Origin of the sequence: Bacillus sp. AFS055030, from assembly GCF_002574545.1 — a bacterium.
GTDB lineage: Bacteria > Bacillota > Bacilli > Bacillales > Bacillaceae_G > Gottfriedia.
Map to the genome: position 1 here is coordinate 81848 of NZ_NUGT01000006.1, position 26306 is coordinate 108153.

The window sequence follows — 26306 nt, forward strand, 5'->3', positions numbered from 1 at the left end:
TGTAAGCGTATTCGCAACGAAGCTTTTGGTCAATATTTTTTTTACTGGAAAATTCTAAATTATTATTCTAAACAGATTATTTATAATCGTTTTTCTTTTTAGGTTGAGCTCTAAATCCCTTATAAAAAATAGCTTATTTAGATATTTATTCATAAATTTGGTAAAAAAAGAAATGATTAATTTATAATTTCAATATATCAAATTTATTTAGCGTAACATATCTCGCAATCCATAATGTATTCCCCCTAAGATGCTATAGAAATGTAGGTTAAAACGCAGAAAGTTAATATACAATTCTGAATTTTTATAGTAGAATTTTCGATAAGTATCGATTATTTTCTACAAATTTTATTATACATTTTTATGAGAGTTTTACAACAATTTTGACAAATAAATTTAATTATTTATTAAAAATAGATGGAATTGTCTTAAAAATGCTAACAATTTAAAAATATTTACAATGATTTGTTGAAACTGTTTACATTATTATTATAGTATAGCATTATTAAGTCTACAATATATAATTCTTTCCAATAGGAGGATCACAAATTAAATGTCTAAACACTATATCATTGTCGTATTATCTACCATAGTACTAGCAGCAATTATTTCTCTTACCGAAGGAACTTTAAACTTTTTCCTTCATTTCACAAACGCAATATTCTATATTGGACTAACATTATTTGTTATTAGTGGTTTTTTATTAATTGTACAAAGTGGATTTTTTAATATCACTCGCTTTGGAATGCGTAAAGTATTCGGTACGAGAGACGAGCAGATGGCAGAAATGACTGGAGATGAGTCACTTACTGTTAAGAAGGATATGATCTATAGAAGATATAATTTTTCAGTTACAAAACCATTACTGGGAGCTTCAATCACATTAGTTATCCTATCTTTTTTATTCAGTTTTATGATTATTAAATAAATGATGTATCAACATCTTGAAAGTTGAATATAATTAAGATATTATCTATAGAAAGTATATATAAGCTATGATGAAGAGTAGTACACAGATTTAGCATGTTAAGAGAGCTTGTGGTTGGTGAAAACAAGTCATGCTCCCTGTCGAATGGACTTCTGAGCTTCGAACCGAACATCTAGTATTAGTAGGCTTCGACGTGACTCAAACGATAGATGAGAGCATGAATTCATGCATGAGTGATTCCTTATTTGGAATAACTAGAGTGGTACCGCGGTTTAATCGTCTCTATGTAGTAGAGAGATTATGCCGCTTTTTTTATTTTAGCTTTTTTTAGGAGGATTTTTAAGATGCAAACTATTTTTAGTGGAATTCAACCAACATCATCTGGAGGTATAACTTTAGGTAACTATTTAGGTGCGGTAAAACAATTCATTGAATTACAAAATGATTATAACTGTTATTTCTGTATTGTTGATCAACATGCGATAACAGTACCGCAAGACAGACTAGCTTTACGAAAAAACATCCAAAGTCTATCGGCAATTTACGTTGCTGCAGGATTAGACCCAGAAAAATCAACTATTTTTATCCAATCAGAAGTACCTGCCCATGCACAAGCAGGATGGATGATGCAATGTGTATCTTATATCGGTGAATTAGAACGTATGACACAGTTTAAAGATAAATCATCTGGTAAAGATGGCGTATCTGCTGCTTTATTAACTTACCCACCTTTAATGGCCGCTGATATACTTTTATACGGTACTCACTTAGTTCCAGTAGGAGATGACCAAAAGCAACATCTAGAGCTTACTCGTGACCTAGCAGAACGCTTTAATAAGAAATATAATGATATCTTTACGATCCCTGAAGTTAGAATTAGTAAAGACGCTGCTAGAATTATGAGTTTAGCTGATCCTACTAAAAAAATGAGTAAATCTGATGAAAATCAAAAAGCTACAATTTTTGTTTTAGATGAGCCTAAAGTAATTGAAAAGAAAATTAAAAGTGCTGTAACTGACTCAGAAGGCATAGTTAAGTACGATAAAGAAAATAAGCCTGGTATTTCAAATTTATTAAGCATTTACTCAGCATTTACTGGTGAAACAATTCAAGAATTGGAAAATAAATATGCTGGTAAAAATTATGGAGAATTCAAACAAGATGTTGCAGATGTAGTAGTAAACGGTTTACGTCCATTACAAGAACGCTATAAAGAAATTATTTCATCGACTGAATTAGATGATATTTTAGATGCAGGAGCACAAAAAGCAAATGCCGTTGCCAATAAAATGATTAAAAAAATGGAAAATGCTATGGGACTAGGACGCAAGCGAAAAAAATAATCTTGGTTTTACGTAAAGTAAAAAAAGTGATCGGTGTCTTAAAAAGTGATAGAACTTTAGAGACACCTTTCATTTAGTCAAGTAATAAAAAAAACCCACAGGGCTGATCTAATCACCTTGTGGGTCTTTTTTGCTTAGAGGCTATTTTAAATAACCTCTTTTAATTTACTTTTTGTTCGTGTTCCATTTCCCATAGTTTTTCAAAGAATGGTTGACCTTTTACGATTCTTCCGCATAATTGCTCATGTCGCTCTGACCATCCACATTTAATTTCATCATATAATTGGGACCATATATCCTCAAATGACAAATCCTGAATTTGTTGATAAGAACTTGGATTCCACTCAGTGTACCAATATCGAATCTCCGAAGGATTTTTTGATGAATGCAGTTGATCTAACGCCATAAATAATAACTGCTTTAGTTGTCTTTCTTTTCTTGTGAGTCCGCTCATAATAATTGGCGAAGGTGACAGAATATGATGTTCTTTTGTGTCATCATTGACGATGTTTTGAAGATTATAGTGACTTACTTCAATCTCAGCTGTCATATCATACACCATTTGTTCTTGCCTTGGTATTAAACGACTTTTTCGAATTGGGATATTATACCCAATTGTGTCAACCGCTATAATACCATTACCGTCAGTTACTACAAAGCAATAATCTAGCTGAATTCGCTCATGATTCTTTCTTACATAGGACTTTTGAAACACTTCAGTTAATAGACCTGATGGAAGCTCTAATAGTTCATTTTCAATATACTGATATAACTCTGGAGTAACCTTAATGACTGGAACTTGGTCTAATAATTCAACACTATCATCTTTTCTCCATTCAAAAAAATGACAGACATTGTAACCATTTTCTTCACCTTCAAACCAATTGACCCATACATCATGTAAATACAACATTTACTACCCCTCACTTCACAACTGTATGTAACTTTCAGTATGGTCAGTGATTCACTAATTTATTCCATTTTCCACTGAATTACAAAAAGTGTTTAACAAACTGAATGAAATATCGTCAATAAATCATTAAAATATTACAGATTTTAAGCTTCTCTAATCCATAAATACTAAGCCATACATTCTATACAATCTAATAATCCACTCCGGTAGAATCGTTTGCATTCAAATCGAAATATAATGTATTGCATTTTCCTTAATCTTTTTACTTGGCGTTCGTAAAAGGACATCAGTTGACCATTCTGTTTGCTCTGTACAACTTTTAACAATGTCATATCCGACACTGTAACCCAATAATTTTGGAATTTCTTTCCCACCATACAAGTATTTGGAAAAATTATCATCATTACTTGTTATATCAAGTTTATCAATTAAATATTTTTTATAATATAATTCACATTGCTTGGAAGAATATTGCTTTGTCCATGGTGCCTGAACTGCTTCTCCATACTTATCTAAAACTGCAGTTTCAGCTAAACCTTCTAAAATCATTGCATCAAGTAATGTGACCTTTTTGTTTTTATATAACTTTGTCAATCTTACAATATGATGATACTCATGTAATAATACTGCTTTATGTTGTAAAATTCCTTCTAAAGGAGACAAAAATAAACAAATACAATTTTTATGTGCGAGTCCGCCCCTTTGGTAAGTCGTGTTTAAAAACATATTTCTCGTTCTATGACAAGGAAAAATAAAAATAGGTAGGTCAGGTCCATTAAACTCTCTTTTTAACTTCTCAAACTCTTCCGAAAGGCTTTTCCATATACCTTTTTCATCTAGTTGTTTCAAGTCATCTTTACTTAAGATTGAAAGCCTCGATAAACCGTGGGAAAGAAGATATTTATATAAACTCTCCTCATTAAATTTCGGAAAATATGGTAAAAGTTTTTTCATTACCGCTTGTTTATCTTCAATAAAATCAACCCATTTATAAGTTGGCATTATCCCAAGTTAATCACCTCAATTTACTATAAAGTATGATAATTAACTAGTGAAAGTTACCTTTTTTCATTATAACTTCTAATAAAAAAAGCTTAGGTAAGGACCTAAGCTAGTTGTTAAACGATATAAAAATGATTTCAAACTTATTTAGTGAATTCTTTAAACGCTAAAGTTACATTATGTCCACCAAATCCTAATGAATTAGAAATTGCTGCTTTTACATTATACGGTCTCGCAACATTTGGAACATAATCTAAATCACATTCGCTATCAGTTTCTTGATGATTAATTGTTGGAGCAATTACTTTGTTATGGATTGTTAATGCTGTAATAATTGCTTCAATTCCGCCAGCTGCCCCTAACATATGACCAGTCATAGATTTCGTTGAGCTAATTGGTACATTGTATGCATGTTCACCAAATACTTCTTTAATTGCCATCGTTTCAAATTTATCATTTAATTCAGTACTTGTTCCATGTGCATTAATGTAGTTAATATCCTCAATTGATAAACCAGCATCATCAAGTGCCATTCTCATTGCACGTGCGCCACCTTCTCCGCCTGGAGCTGGTGCTGTAATGTGGTGTGCATCACCAGTTGTTCCGTATCCAACGATTTCAGCATAAATCTTTGCTCCACGAGCTAATGCGTGCTCTAATTCCTCAAGGAATACGATACCAGCACCTTCACCAATAATAAAGCCATCACGAGCATTATCAAATGGACGACATGCTTTCTCTGGATCTGGATTTAATGATAAAGCTCTCGCAGCACAGAATCCAGCAAGACCCATATCAGTAATTGGTGCTTCTGCGCCACCAGTAATCATTGCAACAGCATCGCCACGTTGAATAATTTTAAATGCATCACCAATTGAACTTGCACCAGAAGCACAAGCTGTAACTGTACAACCGTTTGGACCTTTAGCACCTGTTAGAATAGATACTTGTCCAGATGCCATATCAGGGATTAGCATTGGAATAAAGAATGGGCTTACTCGACGAGCACCTTTTGTTTTGAAAGTATTAAACTGTTCTTCATATGTTTCCATACCACCGATACCAGAACCAATCCAAACACCAACTTTTGGAGCAATTTCTTCATCAATCGTAAAGTTTGCATCTTCTAAAGCCATTTTTGAAGCTGCAATTGCATAGTGAGTAAAACGGTCCATACGTTTTAATTCTTTTTTATCAATATATTTTTCAGGATCAAAGTCTTTTACTTCTCCCGCAACTTTAACAGGGAAATCATCAGGATTTTTACGAGTTAGAACACCAATTCCACTCTTTCCATTCATTAAATTTTCCCATACTGTATTTATATCATTACCAATAGGTGATACTGCACCTAAACCTGTAATAACAACTCGTTTTTTCATATCAAAAAAATCCTCCTTCAATTAGATTATCTTCCGAATCGAAGTGCTATTGCACCCCAAGTTAATCCGCCGCCAAATCCAACTAATACTAATACATCGTCTTCTTTAACATTACCTTTTTTATATTCTTCAACTAATGCAATTGGAATTGAAGATGAAGATGTATTACCATGACGATCAATAATTACACTCATTTTTTCTTTAGGAAGTTGTAATCTTTCTCTTGCTGCGTCCATTATACGAGTATTCGCTTGGTGTGGAATTAAGAAATCCACTTCTTCTTTAGTTAATCCTGCTAATTTTAATACATTTTCACAAGAATCTCCCATTTGACGAACTGCAAATTTAAATACTTCTCGTCCATTCATTACTAAGTGATCTCCACCTTTATAAAGATGTTTACCACCTGTACCGTCTGCACCTAATTCATAAGAAAGAATTCCTCTACCTTCACTTACCGGACCGATAACCGCAGCTCCTGCACCGTCTCCAAATAAAACTGCCGTATTTCGATCTTCCCAGTTAACAATTTTAGTTAACTTTTCAGCTCCGATTACTAGAATTCTACTGTATGTACCAGTTTTTACAAATTGAGTTGCAGTTACAACCCCATAAATAAATCCAGCACAAGCAGCACTAATATCCATCGCAGCAGCATTTTTAGCTCCTAGTCTTTCTTGAATTACACATGCAACTGATGGAAACGACTTATCTGGCGTAACAGTTCCAACTAAAATTAAGTCAAGTTCTTCAGCTTTTACATCTGCATCCTTTAACGCTTCTACTGCAGCTTCATATGCTAAATCAGAAGTATCTTGTTCGTCACTAGCAATTCTTCTTTCTTTAATTCCTGTACGGCTAACAATCCACTCATCTGAAGTGTCCATCATTTGTTCTAAATCATAATTCGTTAATTTTTTTTCGGGTACGTATGAGCCAATACCTAAAATTCCAGCATTCATTAATATCCCCGCCTTACTTTTTTATTTTTTATGTCTTCTTATTATTACCTGGTACTAATTTTATGAAATAATATGTACTTTGTCTACATTTTTATCTTTTAAAAGATAGGCTATGTAAAAAAGATGAAATATTTCTAAGAGAATACCTTTCATTGGACGAATCTTAAAGCCAATGAGAAGAATTTTTAAACGAATAGTATTCTACTACAAAAAAGGAAATAGTTCAAAAAACGAACTATTTCCTTTTTATCATTCAATATACGGATCGGAATACAATTCATTAATAAAGATGAAAATGTTGTTGTATTTGCTGTTTTTGCTTTTGTATACCGTCCTCAAGTGAAGTTGTATTAATAATAACAAAAGGAGTTGCATCTATATGGTTTCTCATTTGAGAAAACTTTATTCCATCAATCATATTTTGTAATCCGGTAAAATTTCCGTCCTTTGGTAAGTACATACATTGTTTTGCTGTAATGATATATTTATGTTCTTTTAATTCCTTCTCAGAAATAATTCGAATTGCTTTACCTACATCTTCAACAAATAGAATTTCATTGGAACCATATATGTTTTTTATCGAATCATTTCTCTTTCCTAGGTCTTGAACAATTAATTCATGTACTAAGCCTGCGGATGGCTCCCAAGGTCCATATAAAGAAGGAATTTCAATATAGGTAATCGTACAATCTATATTTTTGCTCAATTCATTTACAGTTTTTTCTAAGTCAGCTAATTCTTTTTTTGTAGATAATAAAAAGATAATATCCTTGCTTTTGCTAATAATCTTATTAAAAAATTCTTCTGTAAACTCTAAACGATTAATTGTGCCCCTTAATTTTAATTCGTCATAAAAATGACAAATAAAAATGGTATCATATTGCTCATTCTCTAATAAAAATTGCTCTTCATCCAAAAAGATGACCCTTGCATTTCTTCCAATTGAGAAGATTTTTTCTTCACTTATTAAATCACTTTCATTTCCTTTTTCCATCACAACAGCTGAAACATCATTATATTCCATTAGTTGGCAAACTAACTCATATCCTATAAATCCACTCGATCCAATAACAGCACACCTTTTCATTATTAACCTCCTTCTTTTAAAAAATATAATAACTACAAAACATCCTGATATTTTTTTAAAAACTTTATTAAGTTTTTTCCACAATCAAATTTTTTCTCTTCTAATGAAATCAAAATCGAAATCGGCAAATTATTTTTATGTCGTTCTTCTTCTAAAAGTCTAATATCACTTTTCCATTTATAATGATTTCTTGTTGTCGTGTAAATTTTAATTGGTGAGATTGTTTCATAAAAAAAACATTCTCTATCTATAACCATATATATGTCTGAAGCTTTATATGCCTTCAAAATTTCATGAACTGTTCTTTTATAAAACAGTTTATTTTCTCTTTCTAAATCTAATTCATTTTTTAAATTCAACGAAGGATTTAATAATGAAATACTCCTTACTTTTTCCTTTAAGAGGCCAAGTAATTTACAAACAACAAGTGCTCCAGTACCTTCCCCAATTATATGAATAGATGGATTTAAAATTTCTTTTCTCATGACTGAATGATATAAGCTTTCTGCTAATTCGACAGCGTCATCAGAACCCCAATTTTTTCCATACAAATTTGAAGTGAATACTGTGTATCCTTCATCTGTTAAAGTTGATAATAACTTTCTTTTATCAAAATGCTGCAATAAGCAACTATGTGCATTATCTACGTAATGAGTATTCCCACCGACATAGAGTACTCCGAAACCATTCGGTCTAATAGGTAGATGAATAACTGCATATTGATCCTCTTGTTTAAAAAATCTCTCAGTTACAGGCATTCTTATCACCTTATTATTAATGTAGTATTTTTGGGGAATTATAAAATAGGTATAAAAAAATTCTTAAGTTACTTTTTTTAATTAAAACTTTTTAATTATAACTTCAATTATCAAATTTCTAGGTATATAATATGATAAGAACTAACTAGATAGGAGTGATTAAAGTGCGTTTTATTATGACATTGTTCTGGAGCTTTGTTTTATGCCAAATGGGAGCTTACGTTTTAAGTTCAATGACTGGCGGAGAATATAATTTCACAACTGCTTCAGTTATGGCTGTAGTATTATCATTAGCTATTTCAGTTCTTAGCGAAGCAATAATCCCTAATGAACCTGTTGCAAAACACCACTAAAATCTATATATAACATATGTTGTAGCACCCAAAAACGTTCAAGTAGGTATATACATATGTCTTCAATTTATAGGTTTAGTTGATTTATAAAATACAAAAATTTTGATAAATACCTTCAGTATTTTGTATATTGTAATCGTATAAAAAAGCGCCCTCGATCAACTAATCGAAAGCGCTTTTTTTTATTTCTTTTTAAGTTTTTATTTGTTGGTTCTATGACATTTCTAAAGTTAATAAAATTATTTAAATTTGGATTTATATGTCCACTTTCTGTTATGGTTTTGTGTATCTGGGAAAACTTCTCCAGCTTGGAGTTTAATTTGTTTTGGGTGATTTACATTACTTCCTGTTTCACCGATTTCCACGTATACTCCATTATTTGGTGCTTTGTCGCCTGGTCGAAATTGATGTGCTTGACCCATAATTCATTCCTCCTTCTATTTAGGTTCTTATTGTTCCTCTAAAAATAAAGTTTTTCCGCTTAAAAAGATGGTATCATTAGTAATTATTGGCTTATTATCCAATAATATTTTTTCTTAAAAAGATTAACATTAAAAAATAAAAGGTGATGAAGATGAAAACAAAACACTTAATTGCACTAGATTTAGACGGCACCTTATTAACGGATGAAAAAACGATATCTGAACGTACTTTAAAAGTGAACCAACAGTTAAAAAATCAGGGTCACGAAGTATGCATTTCAACCGGTAGACCTTTTAGAGCTAGTAAAATGTATTATGACCAATTAAAGCTCACAACTCCAATTGTAAACTTTAATGGTGCTTATGTTCATCACCCTCTTGATGATTCGTGGGGAGTTTATCACGAATCTTTACCTTTAGAAGTGGCAAAAGAGGTAATTAGTTCTTGTAGAGAGTATGAATTAAAAAATATGTACGCTGAAGTAATGGATGATGTTTACGCCGATAAACACGAAGAGGAGATTCTCCCACTTTTTCACTATTTAAAAGAAGATATAATCCATGGAGATTTAGTTATAAATCTTACGCAAGCTCCAACATGTCTTCTAATCGATAGTGAAGAGTCTCATGTGACAAGTATTCGTGAGCACCTATCTAATGTCCACGCAGAAGTCATTGATCACCGTCGCTGGGCAGCACCTCATCATATCATCGAAATTGTTAAAGCAGGTATGAATAAGGCAATAGGTCTACAAAAAGTAGCATCTTACTATAATATACCCCGAAAAAACATTATTGCTTTTGGGGATGAGGATAATGATTTAGAAATGATTGAATATGCGGGTCAAGGTGTTGCAATGGGGAATGCAATCCATCAATTAAAGAATATTGCAAATCATACAACATTATCTAATCAAGAAGATGGAATCGCGATTTTCCTTGAAGATTTTTTTAACTTAAAATGATAATTTGGCTTTGTCATTAATTTCAAAGATACCTAATAATAACCACTTATAACAATTTGCTATTGGTGCATTCTATAAAGGACTTCACCAAATGGATTATCCACTTTTTGATTTTGATCAATTACTATTGGAAATTCTTAAGAAGTCAAAACAAAAAGCTTTCCTATTTAGGAGGGAATCACGATGGGCAAAAGTAATAAGTCTAAGCGCTTTATTCAACAAAGTTCTGATTCTGTTACAAAGTACTCTGAAAAATTCCCTTATCACTTTACATTAGCTGAAGCAGAAGAGCGAAAAGCTAATCATAGCCAAAGCTTTAATGCTTAATTTAAAGCATTAAAAACAAAAAACAACCATTGGAATAATCCTTTGGTTGTTTTTATTTACTAGTAAGCAACTGTTTGAATAACTGGTTTTATTTCCCCATTAAGATCCTTCTCATTAACCTTTGATGCAACGATATTTGCAGTTATTTCGTAATTTCCATGTGGAAGTTTTTTATTTAAAAAATTAACTTGCTCTTCCCAAATTTGTGTTTTACCACCAGGAACTGCAACATTTGTAATGACCTGTGCATAAACCATTTCTCGAGATGATTGATAAACTACTTGTCCACTCTCATCTTTAATTGTAAAATCAACCGTTTGTGATGAAGGGAATATAAAATTTGCAGGGATTTTATTATCATTAAGTAATGAATATTTCATCTTTACAAGCCCGTTAGCTTTTGTAATTTCAAGTGTTGGTGAAAGCTTTTCAACGTCAAATTCATTAATTTGACCTACCGTTTCTTTTGTATTTGGTGTTGGTTTTATTTCTTTTTCACTTTTTGCACCACAACCAGAAAGAAGCAATGAACAAACTAATAGTAGAATCGTTCTCTTTTTCAAAACAATCCCCTCCTTTTTCATTTCCTTCCTAAATTATACCAAAAAGCTGACAACAAAAAAGACTAGCAAATAAAACTTTTTGCTAGTCTTGATCTATTTAAATCTTTCTAAATTCCCCTAACACATCAACGGTTTGCACTACATTCGTAAAGGCTTTTGGATCTACCCTTTTTATAATTCTTTCCAAATCATATAATTCATAACGTGATAATACAATCATTAGGATATCTTTATCTTGCTTAGTAAATGCTCCAGTAGCATTCATTTGCGTAATTCCTCGTACGAGTTTCGCATGAATTTCTTTTCTAAGTTCTTCACCCTTTGTTGTGATAATCATTGCTGTTAGCTTAACGTGACTAGTATGAACACTATCGATCACACGAGTAGTAACATATAAATTGATTAAAGTATAAAGAGCTTTTTCCATACCATATAACTGGCCAGCTGTAATGATAATTATTGCATTAAACAAAAAGAAATAGGTTCCAACTGGTTTCCCTTTTGATTTTGAAAGTACTAAGGCGATAATATCTAACCCACCTGTAGATCCGCCAAATTTTAATGTCATTCCAATTCCAATCGCAGCAATTAAGCCACCAAAAACTGCATTAAGAAGAATATCATCAGAAAAAATCGGTTTAACAGGTAAGATTTCCAAAAATAATGTCATAATCCCTACACTAAAGAAACTAAAATACGTAAAGGAACGTCCAACTTTTTTCCATGCTAAGACGATAACAGGAATATTTAATAACGCTAAAAGAATCCCCGTCGTTGCTGTAAACGGAGTGTAGTCAGTAATAATATTTGAAAGTAACTGCGCTAGACCTGCAAAACCACTTGAATAAACATTAGCAGGGATTAAAAAACAATTCATTGCAAACGCATTTAAGAAACCACCAATCATTACTACAATCAGCTTAAATAAAAGCTCTTTATTTCTTTCCACCAACTCTGCTTCCTCCTCAAAAAAACAAAAAATAAAACTTCTCTCTATTAAAAAAATTGCCACTGTAAAAAATTCATACTTGTTTAACAAAAGCCAAATGTAAAACGAACTCATACATAATTAAAGTGATAAAGGCAAACCTAACATTATCATTTCTTATAAAGGAGCTTAAAACATGCCTACAAGTGATAATGACAAAAAAGCAAAAGATAATAACGCTATAAGAGAAAAGAAAAATGAACAAGAAAGAAAAAATGCACAAGCAGGTAAAAAATCTTTTTCTAAAAGTGTCGATCATCTTTAATATTTTGATTAAAAAACATGTAAATTTTCATCCAATAGTTTAAGTATATTTAAATCTTTCTGAAAGACAATAAGAACTTTCTAAACTTGAAAAAGCCTTATTATTAATAAGATTCAAAAAAATAAAACTGTCCAACTTCACCATTAATGCTGGTAAAAGTTGAACAGTTTTTTTAATTTTCACTTTCTAGATTCTACTCTTAAAACTTCCTAAATTCTCCAAACACATCAATCGTTTGAACAATATTTGTAAAAGCCTTTTCATCTACTGATTTTATGACTTTCGATAGATGGTAAAGTTCATAACGAGATAACACCATCATTAAAATTTGTTTATCTTGATTCGTAAAAGCACCTTTTGCATTGATGGCAGTAATTCCTCGCACTAGCTTCGAATGGATTTCTTTACGCAATTCATCGCCTTTTGTCGTTACAATAAAGGCAGTTACTTTAATATGACTAGTATGAATTGCATCAATGAATCTTGACGTTACATATAGGTTAATTAATGTATAAAGTGCCTTTTCCATTCCATATATATAGCCTGCTGTTAATATAATTAACGCATTAAACAGGAAAAAGTATGTACCTACTGGTTTTCCTTTCGAACGTGATAATACTAAAGCAACTATATCTAACCCGCCAGTTGAAGCACCATACTTTAATGTATAACCAATCCCAACTGCTACTATTAGCCCACCGAATACTGCGTTTAATAAAATATCTTTTGAGAACAGAGGCGTTACTGGAATTACTTCTAAAAATAACGTCGTGATTCCAACGCTTAAAATCGTAAAATACGTAAAGGATGGGCCAATTTTTTTCCACGCTAAAATGATGACAGGGATATTTAATATCGCAAGTAAAATACCAGTAGATGCCGAAAAAGGTGTAAAATCATTTAATAAATTAGTAAGTAATTGAGCTAAACCAGAAAAACCAGTTGAATAAACACTGACAGGAATTAAAAAACAATTCATTGCAAATGCGTTCAAAAATGCACCAAATATTACTACAAGAACTTTTATGAACAATTCTTTTTTGTCATTCACCTACAAGCCTCCTAAACATTCATATGTTTAGTATGCCAGTAAACCTGTAAAAAAATAGCAAAAAACCATTTCATTTTAGTGAAATGGTTTCAAACTCTAATTATTGCTCTTTCTTCTCAAACAGTTCTTTTGCGTACGTCCAACCGTCTTCTTGATAGATTTTATTTTCTTTTAATAATCTACCCATTGCTCGTTTAAATGAAGCTTTGCTAATTTTAAATCTTACTTTAATATCCTCTGCGTCACTCTTATCCCAGTATGGCATTGCCCCACCACGACTCATCATATATTCATAAATTTCATTTGCTTCTTGATCTAGTCCTTCATGTACTCTTGGTAAAAGTGACACGTTAATACTTCCATCTTCTTTAACATCAATAATACGACCACTTACCCTCTCACCAATTCGAGGTTCAGTTTTTCTCTGAGATTCATGGATAAAACCTATAAATCGTTCATCAGTTAAAATATATGACCCCACTCTTAAAGTACGATAAATGATTCCTGTAACATTTTTATTAAGCATACTAGGTTCAGCCGGTACAGAGTACTCTCTCATGACAGGTTCAGTAGCAATTTTAATTAATAGTCTACCTTTGTTTGTTTGCTTTAACGTACAAAAAATCTCATCGCCTACATTAGGCCATACTTCTTGAAGAGGCGGAAGGTCACCTTTTTCTAAAAGAATATCTTTTGAAATACCGATGTTTACAAACACACCAACACCATCAAGTTTATCGACTACTTTTGCAAATCCATAACCCTCTGTTGTAATAAAAGGCATTTCCATCGTTGCAGATAGTCTACCTTTCGAATCATGATATAAAAATACCGTTACTTCTTGATCTATTTCAACTTCACCAGATGCCTCATTTTTATGTAAAAATACTTCTTCTTGATCTTGGACAAGCATATATCCAATATCCGTTATTCGACTGCAAACTAAAGTTACAATCTCTCCTGCTTGTAAACTCATTCTTTGTTACATCCTCTCTTAACTTTCAAATTAAAAATTATTATATCATGCTCACCTGAAAGTTTGTTACTTCGTCTATCATACACTATAATACAAGTATTAACGAATTGGAGGGATTCTATCTATGTCAAAAGAAAGTTCATTTGATATTGTATCAAAAGTAGACTTACCAGAAGTCTCTAATGCGATTCAACTTGCTACAAAGGAAATTGCAACTCGCTATGACTTTAAAGGAAGCAAAAGCTCAATTTCTTTAGAAAAAGAAGAACTAGTTTTAGTTTCTGATGACGATTATAAGTTAGAGCAATTAAAAGACGTATTAATTAGTAAACTAATTAAACGCAATGTTCCTATTAAAAACTTAGACTACTCTAAAGTTGAGGGTGCTTCAGGTGGTACTGTAAGACAAAGAGCTAAGTTAGTTCAAGGAATCGATAAAGAAAATGCAAAAAAAATCAATACAATTATTAAAAATAGTGGTTTAAAAGTTAAATCACAAATTCAAGACGATCAAATCCGGGTAACTGCAAAAAGTAGAGATGATTTACAAGCAATTATCGCTGCTGTTAAAGGTGCAGATTTATCAATTGATGTTCAATTTATGAATTACCGATAAATACATAATTAAAAGAGGATGATACTAGTCATCCTCTTTTTTAACTTAAATAAAATCCATTTAGCTACTAACTAACGTTAATCTCTCGTTTTTAACACATGTACCACGTACTACTATTTTATATGGAACGATTATACTTTTTTCAGTATCATCTGGTTCTTCAATTTTAGATATTATATTTTTCGCCGCTTCATTGCCTAGTTGATATATATTAATATCTACAGATGTTAGTGGTGGATTTGCTAATTCTGCAAAAATAGCATTATTAAAGCTAATAATTGAAAGATCATTCGGTACTGAAATATTATGTTCACTTAATACACTGATAATTCCTAATGCTAATACATCATCTGTTACGACAATTGCAGTGGGAAGCTCTTTTAGTTCGAGTAATTGATTTACCGCTTTCCTTCCACCATCTCTTGTAAATGATGTAAATATTATTTCTTCTTCATTTACAGTAAATCCGTTTAATTGCATTGAATCTTGGAAGCCACGTAACCGGTTTTGGGTTACTAGAAGACTACTGTCTCCGCCTACAAACGCAATTTGTCGATGACCATGATCAATTAAATAATTCGTTACATCCCTAGCAGCTGCATAATTATCGTTATCAATATATGTTATATCATCAATTGAATGATAAGGCTTCCCAACTAATACAAAAGGAAAATTATTTTCGTTCAAATAATCAATAATTTTATCATTTTCCTTAGAGTAAAGTAGAATAATTCCATCGACTCTTCTACCCCTTATCGTTTTAATCACAGTTTGCTCAACTTCATCTTCGTTGTTTCCTGTAATAAAATAAAGAGAGTAATCTTTTTGATTTGAATAAGCTGTCACACCTCTTATTACTTCAGCAAAAAAAGGATTATGAAATGAAGTATCTAAAGCTGGTGGCAATACTAATCCAATTGATTTCGTAGATCGATTAGCCAATGACCTAGCATTTAAATTTGGATGATAATTTAGTTCATCCATTACTTTTCTAACTTTTCTTTTTGTTTTTTCACTAATTCTTGGGTTGTTTGAGATAACTCGAGACACCGTTGAAGGTGCTACATTCGCTTTCTTCGCAACATCCTTAATTGTAATCGTCATTTTAATTCCCCTTATTTACGAATGAATGTAAACGTTATCAATTTCACTTTAGATGCAGACTTTATTATAAAATGATTGTTTCTTTTACTGGAATGAAGTGGATAATTTGCTTAGAATACAAAAAAGACAATCAGCCATTTTAAGTATTCTAAGCTCTACTAACTACTATTTAATTCTTCTCTTTATTACGTCTACTTGCCAGCCATAAGAAGATGATAAACGCAATAAAAATAGATGGAATTGCAATAATCACTCCCATGTTTAAACTTGTTTTAGGTGCTACTGCATAAACATTTGATGATTCTCTTTTAAGGACTATATCAAATCCTTTTTTATTTGGGCGAGCTAAATCATCATTTAACATCCCTCTTAATTCATTAGATTTTTTAACAACATCAAAATCTAAATGAACCTTTTGATCATTAGAAGTATTATTGATCGCAACGATTGTAGTTTCATCATTATATTGTCTCTTTATTAAAGTCATACCTTTTGAATCATCATAAAGAACTTCTAAATCTCCTTTTGAAAGAGATGGTAAAGTTCTTCTTAATTCTGTTAGTTTTTTAATATATTTTGAAAAATCTTCATCAGTACGGAAATCCATTCCCTTACGATTATCAGGGATATTCCCACCATTTAGTGCAATTTCTGTCCCATAATAAGTCAATGGGATCCCTGGTGTTGTAAATAAATACGCAAGTGCCAACTTTAATCTTGAAGGTGGATACTCACCTTTTGATAAAGCTATTGAAACAAACCGCTTAGTCATTTCATCATCTAAATAGTTAATCAGTAATGTTGAATCTAACTGTTTACTTAAATCCGCTTGTCGCTTCATTAAATCAGTTAAAGATTCATTTTGTGAAGAAAATGTATTTGCCAAATCCGTTACTGAATCTACATTATAAATTCCATTAAAACCTAAATTCTTATATTTATTTAGATCAATCTCACTTGAAGCATTTAAATCAGCAAATAAAATGAAATTTGGATTTTTCTTTTTTATTTCATTGTTAAATGATTCCCAAAAAGAAACAGGTACATTATTTACTTCTTGCAAATTATAGCCGTCAAAATTAGCTTGATCCATCCAATATTTAGCTGTTTCAATTAAGTAACTAGCTACTTCACTGTTTTCTTGGTTAAAATCGGGTAACCCGTTTATCCATTTCATTTCTGAACTTGTACTATTTTCGGGATTAAACCAATCCGCTCTTTTAGCAAGTACACTATTTGGCGAAGCATTATTTGTAACAAAGTCAATATAAACTTTTATATTTCGTTTATGCGCTTCCTTGACTAACTTCTTAAGATCTTTATTTGTTCCGAACCTTGGATCAATTTTTCTAAAATTAACGATATTGAATCCATCATATGAATTTACGTCATTCTCAAAAATAGGTGAAATCGAAATCGCATTATATCCAAAATCCTTAAGATAATCTAATTTTTGAGTAATACCCTCTAAATCCCCACCTTGAGATTTATTTAAATCTTTCGGGTCTGTATTTTTATCATTCATAGGATTACCATCAAAAAAACGATCAACTAAAATTCGATAAATCATTTCTTTGCTTAGATCTGTTGTCTTTTTTTCTGCAAAACTAATACTTGGTAACATACTAATAAATAGTACAGATACTAGTATAAAAAAACCAAATCGCCTCATTTTTTCTCCCCCTGCAAGACACTCGCATGTACATAAATTTCACTCTCTACATTATTTTGCAAAATATTACATAGAAATTCAAATGTTAAATTAAAATTTCATAAAAATGGAAGCGATTGCACACACTATTTAATTATACTGTTACTAATTTAGATAGCAAGTTTATTCCTTATAGACACTAATAATAAATTTCATAAAGGGTGGGATCATGCAAATTGAATCAATTTATCATCAACCATATGATCAATATGCTTTTTCAATAGATGATAAAACCTATCGTTTAAGAATACGAACAAAAAAAGGTGATTGCACAGAAATTATTTTTTATTTCGGAGACCCATTCAAATTCAATGATTCAACTTGGCAAATCGAATCACCAATCTCCATGTATCTTGCATTTTCCACAGAACTATTCGACTACTGGGAAGTAAATGTTATCCCTCCAAATAAACGAATGAAATATCAGTTTCTTTTAAAAAACGATCAGGATTCTTTATTTTATGGTGAGGGCGGATTTACTACCAATTTAAACCCTAATGATCAGTCGAACTGTTTTACTTTGCCATATCTACATAAAAATAATTTAATATCGCCTCCGAGTTGGATTAATCATACGATTTGGTATCAAATATTCCCAGATCGATTTGCTAGCGGAAATAACAAGAATAATCCTACCAATTCAACTCCATGGGGCACTACTTTACCAACTAGTTCAAGCTATTTTGGTGGTGATTTAGAAGGAATTATTCAAAAAATAGATTATCTAAAAGAATTAGGGGTATCTGGAATTTATTTAACACCTATTTTTGAAGCAAATTCAAATCATAAATATAATACAATCAATTATTTTAGAATAGATCCTACTTTTGGAGATGAGAAAGTCTTAAAAGCATTAATCGAGAAATGTCATGAAAATAATATCCGAGTAATGCTCGATGCGGTTTTTAACCATACAAGTGCATCCTTCCCCCCATTTCAGGATGCCGTACAAAACCGAAGAGAATCCGCCTTTTTTGAGTGGTTTCACTTTTTTAATGACGAGCAAAACAATATAGCATATGAAACTTTTTCGTTTGTAAAGGAAATGCCAAAACTAAATACAGAAAATAAAGAAGTACAGAATTTTTTATTAGAAATAGGTTCTTATTGGATAAAAGAATTTAATATAGATGGCTGGCGTTTAGATGTCGCAAATGAAATCGATCATTACTTTTGGAAACGATTTAATCAAAAAATGAAGGAACTAAGAAATGATATATTTATTGTAGGTGAGATTTGGCACCATGCCATGCCATGGCTAAGAGGTGACGAATTCGATTCTGTTATGAATTATCCTCTGATGAAATCACTTTTTGCTTATTTCGGTTATCAATCGATTTCAAAGACACAGTTTCAATATTCCATAAACGATTTAATTGCTCAATATCCATTACCGGTAATTAAAGCACTTTTCAATGTATTAGGTTCACATGATACACCAAGAATTCTGACTCAATGTAATCAAAATGAAAAAAGAGTGATTCTATTATATGTCTTTTTATTTACTTTCTTTGGAACGCCATGTATCTATTACGGAGATGAAATCGGACTACAAGGTGGAAATGACCCTGAATGCCGAAGTTGTATGCTTTGGGACAAATCACAGTATAATTTAAGGATCTTTAATTCAATAAAAAAATTGATTTCTTTAAGAAAAAAATACTCAGTTTTAGAAAACGAAGGTGAGTTTAATTGGGTACTAACTGACCAACCTGACATTGTTATGTATGAAAGAAAGAATAATCAATTTCATTTTTTAATCATCATTAATAACTCAAGCGAAAAACAATCAGTTAAAGTACCAATAAATTTAGGTAAGAAAAGAATAACAAATGTGTGGAATGGCGAGCAGTTCGCAACTGAATCTGATTCAATTGGTGTTGATCTACTAGAAACCGACTTTTTAATTTTACAAATAGAAGATACAGACTCATTTTCCTGAGTCTGTATTTTTATTCACTCATTTCCATCATGTTAGGTTTTCTAACAAATTAGATAAATGTTAACGTTTTCATAATTTTTCTAAATTTTTTTGATATTTTTGTGAAATTTTTATTGAATTTTGCATATATTCTGAATATGATAATTTATATAACATTTAATGTTATAAAAACTAACATTAAAGAAATGGGGAATGAAGATGAACGGTATTCAAGCTGCGGATAGTGTATTTCTTTTTATTTCAACTGTTTTGGTCATGATCATGACACCCGGTCTGGCACTTTTTTACGGTGGGATGGTTAAAAGTAAAAACGTATTAAGTACGACAATGCATAGCTATTCTGCTATGGCAATCGTATCAATCCAGTGGGTGCTAATTGGTTACTCTTTAGCATTCGGTCCAGATTTTAATCATTTAATTGGTGGCTTTTCTTGGGCAGCATTAAAGGATGTTGGTTTTACTCCAAACGAAAACTACAGCGCAACAGTCCCTCATAATCTTTTCATGATGTTTCAGTTAATGTTTGCAATTTTAACGCCTGCTCTTATATCTGGTGCCTTTGCTGAGCGCATGAAATTTTCAGCATTTCTATTATTTACTCTTTTATGGACTACTTTTGTTTATGACCCAATAGCTCACTGGGTATGGGGCGTGGATGGTTGGCTTCGTAATCTAGGTGCTTTAGACTTTGCCAGTGGAACAGTTGTCCATATTTCCTCTGGTGTTTCAGGTTTAGTTTTGGCTTTTCTTCTTGGTAAAAGACGCGATTTCGGATCTACATCACCTCATCACTTACCACTAACTGTATTAGGAGCTGGACTATTATGGTTTGGATGGTTCGGATTTAATGTTGGTAGTGCACTAACACTAAATGATGTGGCATTAACTGCTTTCATTAATACAAATACTGCAGCTGCTGCAGCTTCAGTTGCTTGGGTGCTGGTGGAATGGTACGTAAATAAGAAACCTACTATTTTAGGTGGCGTTAGTGGTGCCGTAGCTGGATTAGTTGCGATTACACCAGCTTGCGGATTCGTCACTCCTCTCTCATCTATTTTGATTGGATTTTTAGGTGGAGTCATATGCTTTTTAGCAGTAACATACTTAAAATACAAATTCGGATATGACGATGCTTTAGACGCATTCGGTTGCCACGGTGTCGGTGGGACATGGGGAGCTATTGCAACAGGTTTATTCGCCACAAAATCAGTAAATAGTGCTGGTGCCAACGGACTTTTTTACGGAGACGTATCACTTCTTTGGAAACAACTACTCGCTATTGGTGCAACCTATCTTTTTGCAGGTGTTATTACCTACTTAATTGTGAAAGTTATAGGCTTTTTCATCAGCATTCGTGTCGATCAAGAGGAAGAAAACCTCGGCCTTGACTTAAGCATTCACGGGGAAAAAGCATATCACGACGCAAGTATATAAGGAGGGATAAAAATGACTGCAAAATTAACAAAAATTGAAATCATTACTCGGCCAGATAAATTTGATGTTTTAAAAGATGCCCTTTCAAAAGTAGGGATCACAGGAATGACTGTAACGAACGTTCTAGGATGCGGAATGCAATCAGGCTATACGGAGGTGTATCGGGGGAAAAAACGAACAATCAATTTACATGAAAAAATTAAAGTTGAAATAGTCGTATGTGACGTACCTGTTCAAGCAGTAATCGATGAAGCAAAAAGAGTTTTAAAAACAGGTAAACCTGGAGATGGAAAAATATTTGTATACCCAATCGAAAATGCGATTAAAATCCGTACCGGAGAAGAAGGAAGAGACGCACTCCAAAATGATTATTAGATTTTAAAAACCTAGTCGTTATATATGACTAGGTTTTTTATTGATTAATTATCTATCATTTAAATCTACTACTATTAAACTTTCTGTGAAAATTCAACATAATGTTAGCCAGTCGAACAAGATTGATATTCTAATAAATTTACGTGACGTTTTTTGGGCTCCCCCCAACCCCAGCTCAACTCAATAGTTTTCACTTTTTAGGCACATCCGTTAAAAAATATTTTAGTAATTTTTGGTAAAATAAAAATGTAATCTAATAAAAGTTAGGGGGATTTATATGAAGAAAATAGTATATTCTATCTTATCTTTATTAGTAGTTTTTAGTTTTATTTCTCCAGCATTTGCAAACGAGGATAATCTTAATGAAGATCTCATGTATGACAATCCCGAAAATGTCGTATTTATAGATGATTCTATGGACATTGATGAACAAAAAAAATTAATTAATAGATACCTAGAAGATCCCGAGTTAGAATCATTAATTGTTTTAGACGAATCTATTTTATTGGAAAACAATGTTATTTCTGAAGCTCTTACTCCACAATCTAGACTTGGATTAACTTCATATAAAGTTAATAATATACGTAATGGCAGCGACGTAACTGCTTCAAGTGCAATTGCCTCTACTACTGGTGAACCTGGTGTAAAAATAGGAATCAATCAAACTAAAGGTGTCGCTACTACAATATCTTCAAGTTATGGCGCTAGTAGTAAACTATTAACAGCTTCTATAGGGTGGGATGTTACAAAAAAAACAAATATTTCGATTTCTAGTTCAGTAACCGTACCAAGTAAGGTTAATGGAAAAAATGTCAAAAAATTAACATTAGAAGCATATCCTGTATATAAAACTAAAAAATATGATGTGCATAAAATGCCATGGTATTCTATTTATTGGACTAAAGAAGGAACAGGTACTGTAAAAAAAGCTTATGGCTTAGAATTTAAAAAATCATACACATATAAATAAAATTGAGGTGAAAAATGAATAAAAAATATATCTATTTACTATTAATGCTGATTATTCTTATTGGAAGTTTAAAAATTCCTAATATCTTAGAATCTACCTATCCGTTAGATATAGAATCTGTGCCTGAAACTTTTTACAACATTAAGTATTTAGTACAAAATCTTTTTTATTTGGTTTTTATCATATTTACTTGTATTACATTATTGTTATTATACTTTAAAAAAGATAAGTAATACGGGGTGTTAATTCTACACAATAAAGATGATTTCTGTAATTTTACAGGACTCATCTTTTTTATATTCCATTGAATTATATTCTTCTATTTTTTATTGAGTATCATCTCACCCCCAAAAAAATATGGCATTATTTTTATGATCCATGATTTATTTACGATTCTCAATTCTTTATCCGACCCCAAGTTTTTAATTGCAATTTACAGTTCTACACTCTACTCAAGCTACTTCAAAAACAAAAAAGGGGTGAAAAAGTTCACCCCTCTACTTTAAGCTTTCACATTAATATTGAATTTTTTAAACCAAACATGAATTTGATATAAATGTGCTAGTAACTGAGGTCCAGACATTAATTGTCCGTACCACGGTATTTGAAATACTTTTCCTTCACTTTCTACTAAACTATTTAATTGTTCTTTATCAATAAACTCGTAAAGTGCGGAGCTTTTATCTTTTAAAGCTTCTTTTAATTTTTGAACAACTAATTTTGTATAGACTGGGTTATGAGTTTTTGGATATGGGCTTTTTTTGCGGTATAAGATATCATCAGGTAAAAGACCTTCAAGAGACTTTCTTAAAATGCCTTTTTCTCGGTCACCATACATTTTAAGCTCCCACGGGATATTCCATACATATTCGACAAGTCTGTGATCTGCAAAAGGAACACGCACCTCAAGGCTTGCTCCCATACTCATCCGATCTTTGCGATCTAATAATTGAGCCATAAACCATTGACGATTTAAATAAAACAGTTGTCTTCTTTTAGCCTCTAAAGGACTTTCTCCTTCAAGGATCGGTGTTTCTTTAACAGTCTCATTGTAGCGATCTTGAACGTACTGAGTTAAATTTAGCTTTTTACTCCATTCGTCTTTTAAAAGCTTTTGACGAAGTTCTGTTGACCGCATCCAAGGAAACGCTGGTCTATTCAAGTCATCTTCTCGGTGAAACCAAGGATATCCACCAAAAATTTCATCAGCACACTCTCCTGATAATCCTACTACAAAGTTCTGTTTTATTTTTTGACAAAACCATAATAGTGAAGAATCGACATCCGCCATTCCTGGAAGATCACGACACTCTGTCGCTTCGTCTAAATATTGCACGAGTTCTTCGTTTGTAATGACACATCTTTGATGATTCGTATTAAATGTTGAAGACATTAACTCAATCCAAGGTGCGTCTGAATTTGGTTGGAATACACTTGATGTGAAGTATTTATCATTTTCTTCATAATCAATCGAATAGGTAGTTAATTGCCCTTTTCCTTCTTTAGCGTAATGATTTGCAGCGATTGCGGTAATCGTACTAGAATCCACTCCACCTGATAAAAACGTACATAAAGGAACATCTGAAACCAATTGTCTTACAATCGCATCCTCAACATAGAAACGTACTTTTTCAATCGTTTCATCAACTGAATCTGTGTGTATATCGCTTTTAACATCCCAATATTTCCATATTTTAAGTCCATTTCTTGAGAATGTCATAGCATGACCACCACGAAGTTCTTTAATTCCATCAAAAACACCATTTCCAGGTGTACGAGATGGACCAAGTCCAAATACTTCTGAGAGCCCTTCTTGTGTTAATTCTGCTTTGACATCAGGGTTTGCTAAAATTGCCTTTACTTCTGAAGCGAATAATAATCTTTTATAGTCTTCTTTATAAAATAGTGGTTTAACACCTAAACGATCTCTTGCAATGAATACACTTTCCTTTTCTTCATCCCAGATTGCAAAAGCAAATATTCCATTAAATTTATCTACACATGCTTCCTTCCACTCAATATAGCTTGTAAGTAGCACCTCAGTATCTGAATGGCCTTGAAACGTGTAGCCTCTTTTTAAAAGTTCTTTTCTAATATCCTCTGTATTATACAACTCACCATTGTAGCAAAGCGTATACGTGAAGTTACCTTTCGTCTTACGCATCGGTTGCTTTCCACCAACAGGATCAACTACAACTAATCTTTTGTGGCCAAAACTACAATGATTCGACGACCAAATATTCGTATCATCTGGACCTCGTTTAGACAATGTTTCAGCCATTTTTTTTGTTACTGTTTTTACATTAGATAAATCCTTTTGAAAATCTGCCCACCCAGTTATACCGCACATGTTTTTTCTCCTTTCTGGGCTATTTCCCTATAAATCTAAAGTTAATTCTATATCGTATTATTGCTTATAAAAATAGGTGCGTAATTTCTCAAAAAAAGTTGGTAACTTCTCATTATTTGTCCATACGTTTTTTTAATTTTTGCATAGTTATAAAATAGTTAAGTTATGTCAATAAATGAAAAAAGTAGCAGCTTTAAATAAACGCAGCTATTAAGATTTATAAATCCTAATACCGGTCGGAAAATAGAGTAAAATTTCTAATCCATTTAAAACAATATTCGAGATTCAAAAAAAGGTTCGAACGAAAATAAATAGTATTAGATACTTCATTTTATGATTCAATAAAATGTCCGAATCACTACTTTTCACTTGAACCTATGCAAATAAACAATGAACAGCAGAACGCTTGTAACTGGAGGTTACTTAATGCAATTCAAGCATCGATCACAATTATTTCAAAAGCAACCTCGCGCTTTCACTATTGGAGCAATTGAAGAAATCAATGATGAATGGGTCTTTTTCGATGATGAAACAGATGAGGCATTTTTACTTGAGGATCTTATCGATGAAGATTTTGAAGTTTCTATAAATGAAGAGTGGGTACCTGCATCTTTAAAAAATGGTCATTATATTATCCAGAATTCCAAAAAGAAAAAATTACAAAATGGCGATATCCTTCGTATTCAAAGAAAGCTTTTATATAGCTTCGATTCACTTTTGAAAAATTTAACTGATGAATCATTTTATACTTTAGCTTACCTATTGAATACACATAATTTTTCCCTATATGATTGTTTGTACTGTCATAACTTCCTTTCGTTTCAACCTGAAGGTTCGCCGTCAGAAGGCGTAAATTTCATCGTATTTGATAATGGAGAACTTGTTTGTTCAGTATATCACCAATTTAGAATATCACTTGAAGAACAAAACCATCGATTTGAACTTACGAAAGCTACAGGTAACCGCTACCTGTTAACACAACTTTCATAAATACAAAAAACTGCCACAAGAAAATTGTGACAGTTTTTTTATTATGCAAAGAAATTAAAACCTTGTGGTAATTTAAATCCTAAATATAATAAAGCTAAAATGAATACTGTAAAAATAGTTGCAGGAACAACCATTTTACGATGTTTCTTAGAAGACACTGTAAAATATTCAAACACACCTAACATAAGAATACCAAGTGTCATTTTTACGTTATAAAGCATCATCATATTAGACGGCATATTATCTTTATTTGAAATATTAATAAATAAATACAGTCCAGTTCCTAAGATAACGAAGTATAAAAGACGTAAAATCATGTGGGCAACTTTCACATTCCAACCATTTTTGTATCCGTGCCCAACAAATAAAGCTAAAATAATAGCGATTACCCACGATGTAATATGTAAGTGAATCATTTCATTTCCTCCCAATTATATATTCTAAATAATCATAACATAAGTGTTTGAATAAGGAAAAATGTAGATGAAATGGAATGGGAAAAGATTTTAAAAAAATTCACAAATTGTTC

At 31.9% G+C, this 26306-nt stretch carries 27 protein-coding genes and 1 other annotated feature; of the genes, 12 read left to right on the top strand and 15 right to left on the bottom strand.

Going from position 1 to position 26306, the window contains the following annotated elements; all coding sequences use genetic code 11:
- Positions 1 to 553: 553 nt before the first annotated feature.
- On the top strand, positions 554 to 928 hold the full coding sequence (locus CN925_RS02095; RefSeq protein WP_098844249.1) for a DUF3899 domain-containing protein: 375 nt from the start codon (positions 554 to 556) through the stop codon (positions 926 to 928).
- A gap of 58 nt (positions 929 to 986) precedes the next feature.
- Positions 987 to 1215, top strand: a binding site (T-box leader).
- 57 nt (positions 1216 to 1272) lie between these two features.
- A complete protein-coding gene (gene trpS, locus CN925_RS02100) occupies positions 1273 to 2271 on the top strand; it encodes a tryptophan--tRNA ligase (RefSeq protein ID WP_098844252.1) in 999 nt (332 codons plus the stop codon).
- Between the two features lie 160 nt (positions 2272 to 2431).
- Here the strand turns inward: trpS and CN925_RS02105 are convergent, their stop codons facing one another.
- The 6 genes from CN925_RS02105 to CN925_RS02130 all read right to left on the bottom strand — a co-directional run bounded on the left by CN925_RS02105 (position 2432) and on the right by CN925_RS02130 (position 8375).
- Positions 2432 to 3184 carry a YjbA family protein gene (locus tag CN925_RS02105; protein WP_098844255.1) on the bottom strand — a complete coding sequence of 251 codons (753 nt, stop codon included), beginning with the start codon at positions 3182 to 3184 and terminating at the stop codon, positions 2432 to 2434.
- 222 nt (positions 3185 to 3406) lie between these two features.
- Positions 3407 to 4186, bottom strand: a complete 780-nt coding sequence (locus CN925_RS02110) for a DUF2268 domain-containing putative Zn-dependent protease (protein WP_098844258.1) — start codon at positions 4184 to 4186, stop codon at positions 3407 to 3409.
- Positions 4187 to 4329: 143 nt separating this feature from the next.
- Entirely contained in the window at positions 4330 to 5568 is a 1239-nt protein-coding gene (gene fabF, locus CN925_RS02115; RefSeq protein WP_098844261.1) for a beta-ketoacyl-ACP synthase II, read from the bottom strand.
- A 26-nt stretch (positions 5569 to 5594) separates the two neighbouring features.
- Positions 5595 to 6530: a beta-ketoacyl-ACP synthase III gene (locus CN925_RS02120; RefSeq protein WP_098844264.1), complete on the bottom strand. Its 936-nt coding sequence runs from the start codon at positions 6528 to 6530 to the stop codon at positions 5595 to 5597.
- Positions 6531 to 6810: 280 nt separating this feature from the next.
- Entirely contained in the window at positions 6811 to 7617 is an 807-nt protein-coding gene (locus CN925_RS02125; RefSeq protein WP_098844267.1) for a hypothetical protein, read from the bottom strand.
- A gap of 32 nt (positions 7618 to 7649) precedes the next feature.
- Positions 7650 to 8375 (bottom strand): alpha/beta hydrolase, encoded by a 726-nt coding sequence (locus CN925_RS02130; protein ID WP_098844270.1) that lies wholly within the window; start codon positions 8373 to 8375, stop codon positions 7650 to 7652.
- 164 nt (positions 8376 to 8539) lie between these two features.
- On the opposite strand from CN925_RS02130, the gene CN925_RS02135 reads away from it, so the two are divergent.
- Positions 8540 to 8728, top strand: a complete 189-nt coding sequence (locus CN925_RS02135; protein ID WP_069032973.1) for a YjzD family protein — start codon at positions 8540 to 8542, stop codon at positions 8726 to 8728.
- A gap of 239 nt (positions 8729 to 8967) precedes the next feature.
- Here CN925_RS02135 and CN925_RS02140 read toward each other — a convergent pair whose 3' ends face one another.
- Positions 8968 to 9150, bottom strand: coding sequence for a YjzC family protein (locus CN925_RS02140; protein ID WP_098844273.1), 183 nt, complete (start codon positions 9148 to 9150; stop codon positions 8968 to 8970).
- Positions 9151 to 9302: 152 nt separating this feature from the next.
- Between CN925_RS02140 and CN925_RS02145 the strand changes: the two genes are divergently transcribed.
- Both CN925_RS02145 and CN925_RS21170 read left to right on the top strand, forming a co-directional pair.
- Positions 9303 to 10115, top strand: a complete 813-nt coding sequence (locus CN925_RS02145) for a Cof-type HAD-IIB family hydrolase (protein WP_098844276.1) — start codon at positions 9303 to 9305, stop codon at positions 10113 to 10115.
- Positions 10116 to 10298: 183 nt separating this feature from the next.
- Positions 10299 to 10442, top strand: a complete 144-nt coding sequence (locus CN925_RS21170) for a hypothetical protein (protein ID WP_180232797.1) — start codon at positions 10299 to 10301, stop codon at positions 10440 to 10442.
- Positions 10443 to 10501: 59 nt separating this feature from the next.
- Here the strand turns inward: CN925_RS21170 and CN925_RS02150 are convergent, their stop codons facing one another.
- A complete protein-coding gene (locus CN925_RS02150; protein ID WP_180232798.1) occupies positions 10502 to 11005 on the bottom strand; it encodes a BsuPI-related putative proteinase inhibitor in 504 nt (167 codons plus the stop codon).
- A gap of 97 nt (positions 11006 to 11102) precedes the next feature.
- The gene (locus CN925_RS02155) at positions 11103 to 11912 is read right to left on the bottom strand and encodes a YitT family protein (protein WP_286138240.1); all 810 of its coding nucleotides are present in this window, start codon (positions 11910 to 11912) and stop codon (positions 11103 to 11105) included.
- A gap of 217 nt (positions 11913 to 12129) precedes the next feature.
- On the opposite strand from CN925_RS02155, the gene CN925_RS02160 reads away from it, so the two are divergent.
- The gene (locus tag CN925_RS02160) at positions 12130 to 12258 is read left to right on the top strand and encodes a DUF3941 domain-containing protein (RefSeq protein ID WP_098844285.1); all 129 of its coding nucleotides are present in this window, start codon (positions 12130 to 12132) and stop codon (positions 12256 to 12258) included.
- Between the two features lie 199 nt (positions 12259 to 12457).
- Here the strand turns inward: CN925_RS02160 and CN925_RS02165 are convergent, their stop codons facing one another.
- Both CN925_RS02165 and CN925_RS02170 read right to left on the bottom strand, forming a co-directional pair.
- Entirely contained in the window at positions 12458 to 13309 is an 852-nt protein-coding gene (locus tag CN925_RS02165) for a YitT family protein (protein WP_286138237.1), read from the bottom strand.
- Between the two features lie 100 nt (positions 13310 to 13409).
- On the bottom strand, positions 13410 to 14285 hold the full coding sequence (locus CN925_RS02170) for a CvfB family protein (RefSeq protein ID WP_098844288.1): 876 nt from the start codon (positions 14283 to 14285) through the stop codon (positions 13410 to 13412).
- A gap of 124 nt (positions 14286 to 14409) precedes the next feature.
- Here CN925_RS02170 and CN925_RS02175 point away from each other — a divergent pair, with 124 nt between their 5' ends.
- A complete protein-coding gene (locus CN925_RS02175) occupies positions 14410 to 14901 on the top strand; it encodes a YajQ family cyclic di-GMP-binding protein (RefSeq protein WP_098844291.1) in 492 nt (163 codons plus the stop codon).
- Positions 14902 to 14961: 60 nt separating this feature from the next.
- Here the strand turns inward: CN925_RS02175 and CN925_RS02180 are convergent, their stop codons facing one another.
- Positions 14962 to 16005 (bottom strand): LacI family DNA-binding transcriptional regulator, encoded by a 1044-nt coding sequence (locus tag CN925_RS02180; protein ID WP_098844294.1) that lies wholly within the window; start codon positions 16003 to 16005, stop codon positions 14962 to 14964.
- Between the two features lie 169 nt (positions 16006 to 16174).
- Positions 16175 to 17677 (bottom strand): alpha-amylase family glycosyl hydrolase, encoded by a 1503-nt coding sequence (locus tag CN925_RS02185; RefSeq protein WP_098844296.1) that lies wholly within the window; start codon positions 17675 to 17677, stop codon positions 16175 to 16177.
- 208 nt (positions 17678 to 17885) lie between these two features.
- On the opposite strand from CN925_RS02185, the gene CN925_RS02190 reads away from it, so the two are divergent.
- The 4 genes from CN925_RS02190 to CN925_RS02205 all read left to right on the top strand — a co-directional run bounded on the left by CN925_RS02190 (position 17886) and on the right by CN925_RS02205 (position 22437).
- Positions 17886 to 19658, top strand: coding sequence for a glycoside hydrolase family 13 protein (locus CN925_RS02190; protein ID WP_098844299.1), 1773 nt, complete (start codon positions 17886 to 17888; stop codon positions 19656 to 19658).
- A gap of 207 nt (positions 19659 to 19865) precedes the next feature.
- Positions 19866 to 21092, top strand: a complete 1227-nt coding sequence (locus tag CN925_RS02195; protein ID WP_098844388.1) for an ammonium transporter — start codon at positions 19866 to 19868, stop codon at positions 21090 to 21092.
- A gap of 12 nt (positions 21093 to 21104) precedes the next feature.
- A complete protein-coding gene (locus CN925_RS02200; protein WP_069032963.1) occupies positions 21105 to 21467 on the top strand; it encodes a P-II family nitrogen regulator in 363 nt (120 codons plus the stop codon).
- A 277-nt stretch (positions 21468 to 21744) separates the two neighbouring features.
- A complete protein-coding gene (locus CN925_RS02205) occupies positions 21745 to 22437 on the top strand; it encodes a hypothetical protein (protein ID WP_098844302.1) in 693 nt (230 codons plus the stop codon).
- A 502-nt stretch (positions 22438 to 22939) separates the two neighbouring features.
- On the opposite strand, the gene asnB is transcribed toward CN925_RS02205, so the two are convergent.
- On the bottom strand, positions 22940 to 24787 hold the full coding sequence (gene asnB / locus CN925_RS02210; RefSeq protein ID WP_098844305.1) for an asparagine synthase (glutamine-hydrolyzing): 1848 nt from the start codon (positions 24785 to 24787) through the stop codon (positions 22940 to 22942).
- Between the two features lie 426 nt (positions 24788 to 25213).
- Here asnB and CN925_RS02215 point away from each other — a divergent pair, with 426 nt between their 5' ends.
- Complete coding sequence (locus CN925_RS02215; protein WP_098844308.1) at positions 25214 to 25777, top strand: DUF2777 family protein; 564 nt, start codon at positions 25214 to 25216, stop codon at positions 25775 to 25777.
- Positions 25778 to 25818: 41 nt separating this feature from the next.
- Here the strand turns inward: CN925_RS02215 and CN925_RS02220 are convergent, their stop codons facing one another.
- Positions 25819 to 26193 carry a DUF1516 family protein gene (locus tag CN925_RS02220; protein WP_098844311.1) on the bottom strand — a complete coding sequence of 125 codons (375 nt, stop codon included), beginning with the start codon at positions 26191 to 26193 and terminating at the stop codon, positions 25819 to 25821.
- Positions 26194 to 26306: the final 113 nt, after the last annotated feature.

Bases quoted from the DNA above. Each gene is read 5' to 3' on its own strand.
- CN925_RS02095 (WP_098844249.1), top strand. From the start codon at position 554: ATGTCTAAACACTATATCATTGTCGTATTATCTACCATAGTACTAGCA.
- trpS (WP_098844252.1), top strand. From the start codon at position 1,273: ATGCAAACTATTTTTAGTGGAATTCAACCAACATCATCTGGAGGTATA.
- CN925_RS02105 (WP_098844255.1), bottom strand. From the start codon at position 3,184: ATGTTGTATTTACATGATGTATGGGTCAATTGGTTTGAAGGTGAAGAA.
- CN925_RS02110 (WP_098844258.1), bottom strand. From the start codon at position 4,186: ATGCCAACTTATAAATGGGTTGATTTTATTGAAGATAAACAAGCGGTA.
- fabF (WP_098844261.1), bottom strand. From the start codon at position 5,568: ATGAAAAAACGAGTTGTTATTACAGGTTTAGGTGCAGTATCACCTATT.
- CN925_RS02120 (WP_098844264.1), bottom strand. From the start codon at position 6,530: ATGAATGCTGGAATTTTAGGTATTGGCTCATACGTACCCGAAAAAAAA.
- CN925_RS02125 (WP_098844267.1), bottom strand. From the start codon at position 7,617: ATGAAAAGGTGTGCTGTTATTGGATCGAGTGGATTTATAGGATATGAG.
- CN925_RS02130 (WP_098844270.1), bottom strand. From the start codon at position 8,375: ATGCCTGTAACTGAGAGATTTTTTAAACAAGAGGATCAATATGCAGTT.
- CN925_RS02140 (WP_098844273.1), bottom strand. From the start codon at position 9,150: ATGGGTCAAGCACATCAATTTCGACCAGGCGACAAAGCACCAAATAAT.
- CN925_RS02145 (WP_098844276.1), top strand. From the start codon at position 9,303: ATGAAAACAAAACACTTAATTGCACTAGATTTAGACGGCACCTTATTA.
- CN925_RS21170 (WP_180232797.1), top strand. From the start codon at position 10,299: ATGGGCAAAAGTAATAAGTCTAAGCGCTTTATTCAACAAAGTTCTGAT.
- CN925_RS02155 (WP_286138240.1), bottom strand. From the start codon at position 11,912: ATGATTGGTGGTTTCTTAAATGCGTTTGCAATGAATTGTTTTTTAATC.
- CN925_RS02160 (WP_098844285.1), top strand. From the start codon at position 12,130: ATGCCTACAAGTGATAATGACAAAAAAGCAAAAGATAATAACGCTATA.
- CN925_RS02170 (WP_098844288.1), bottom strand. From the start codon at position 14,285: ATGAGTTTACAAGCAGGAGAGATTGTAACTTTAGTTTGCAGTCGAATA.
- CN925_RS02175 (WP_098844291.1), top strand. From the start codon at position 14,410: ATGTCAAAAGAAAGTTCATTTGATATTGTATCAAAAGTAGACTTACCA.
- CN925_RS02180 (WP_098844294.1), bottom strand. From the start codon at position 16,005: ATGACGATTACAATTAAGGATGTTGCGAAGAAAGCGAATGTAGCACCT.
- CN925_RS02185 (WP_098844296.1), bottom strand. From the start codon at position 17,677: ATGAGGCGATTTGGTTTTTTTATACTAGTATCTGTACTATTTATTAGT.
- CN925_RS02190 (WP_098844299.1), top strand. From the start codon at position 17,886: ATGCAAATTGAATCAATTTATCATCAACCATATGATCAATATGCTTTT.
- CN925_RS02200 (WP_069032963.1), top strand. From the start codon at position 21,105: ATGACTGCAAAATTAACAAAAATTGAAATCATTACTCGGCCAGATAAA.
- CN925_RS02205 (WP_098844302.1), top strand. From the start codon at position 21,745: ATGAAGAAAATAGTATATTCTATCTTATCTTTATTAGTAGTTTTTAGT.
- asnB (WP_098844305.1), bottom strand. From the start codon at position 24,787: ATGTGCGGTATAACTGGGTGGGCAGATTTTCAAAAGGATTTATCTAAT.
- CN925_RS02215 (WP_098844308.1), top strand. From the start codon at position 25,214: ATGCAATTCAAGCATCGATCACAATTATTTCAAAAGCAACCTCGCGCT.
- CN925_RS02220 (WP_098844311.1), bottom strand. From the start codon at position 26,193: ATGATTCACTTACATATTACATCGTGGGTAATCGCTATTATTTTAGCT.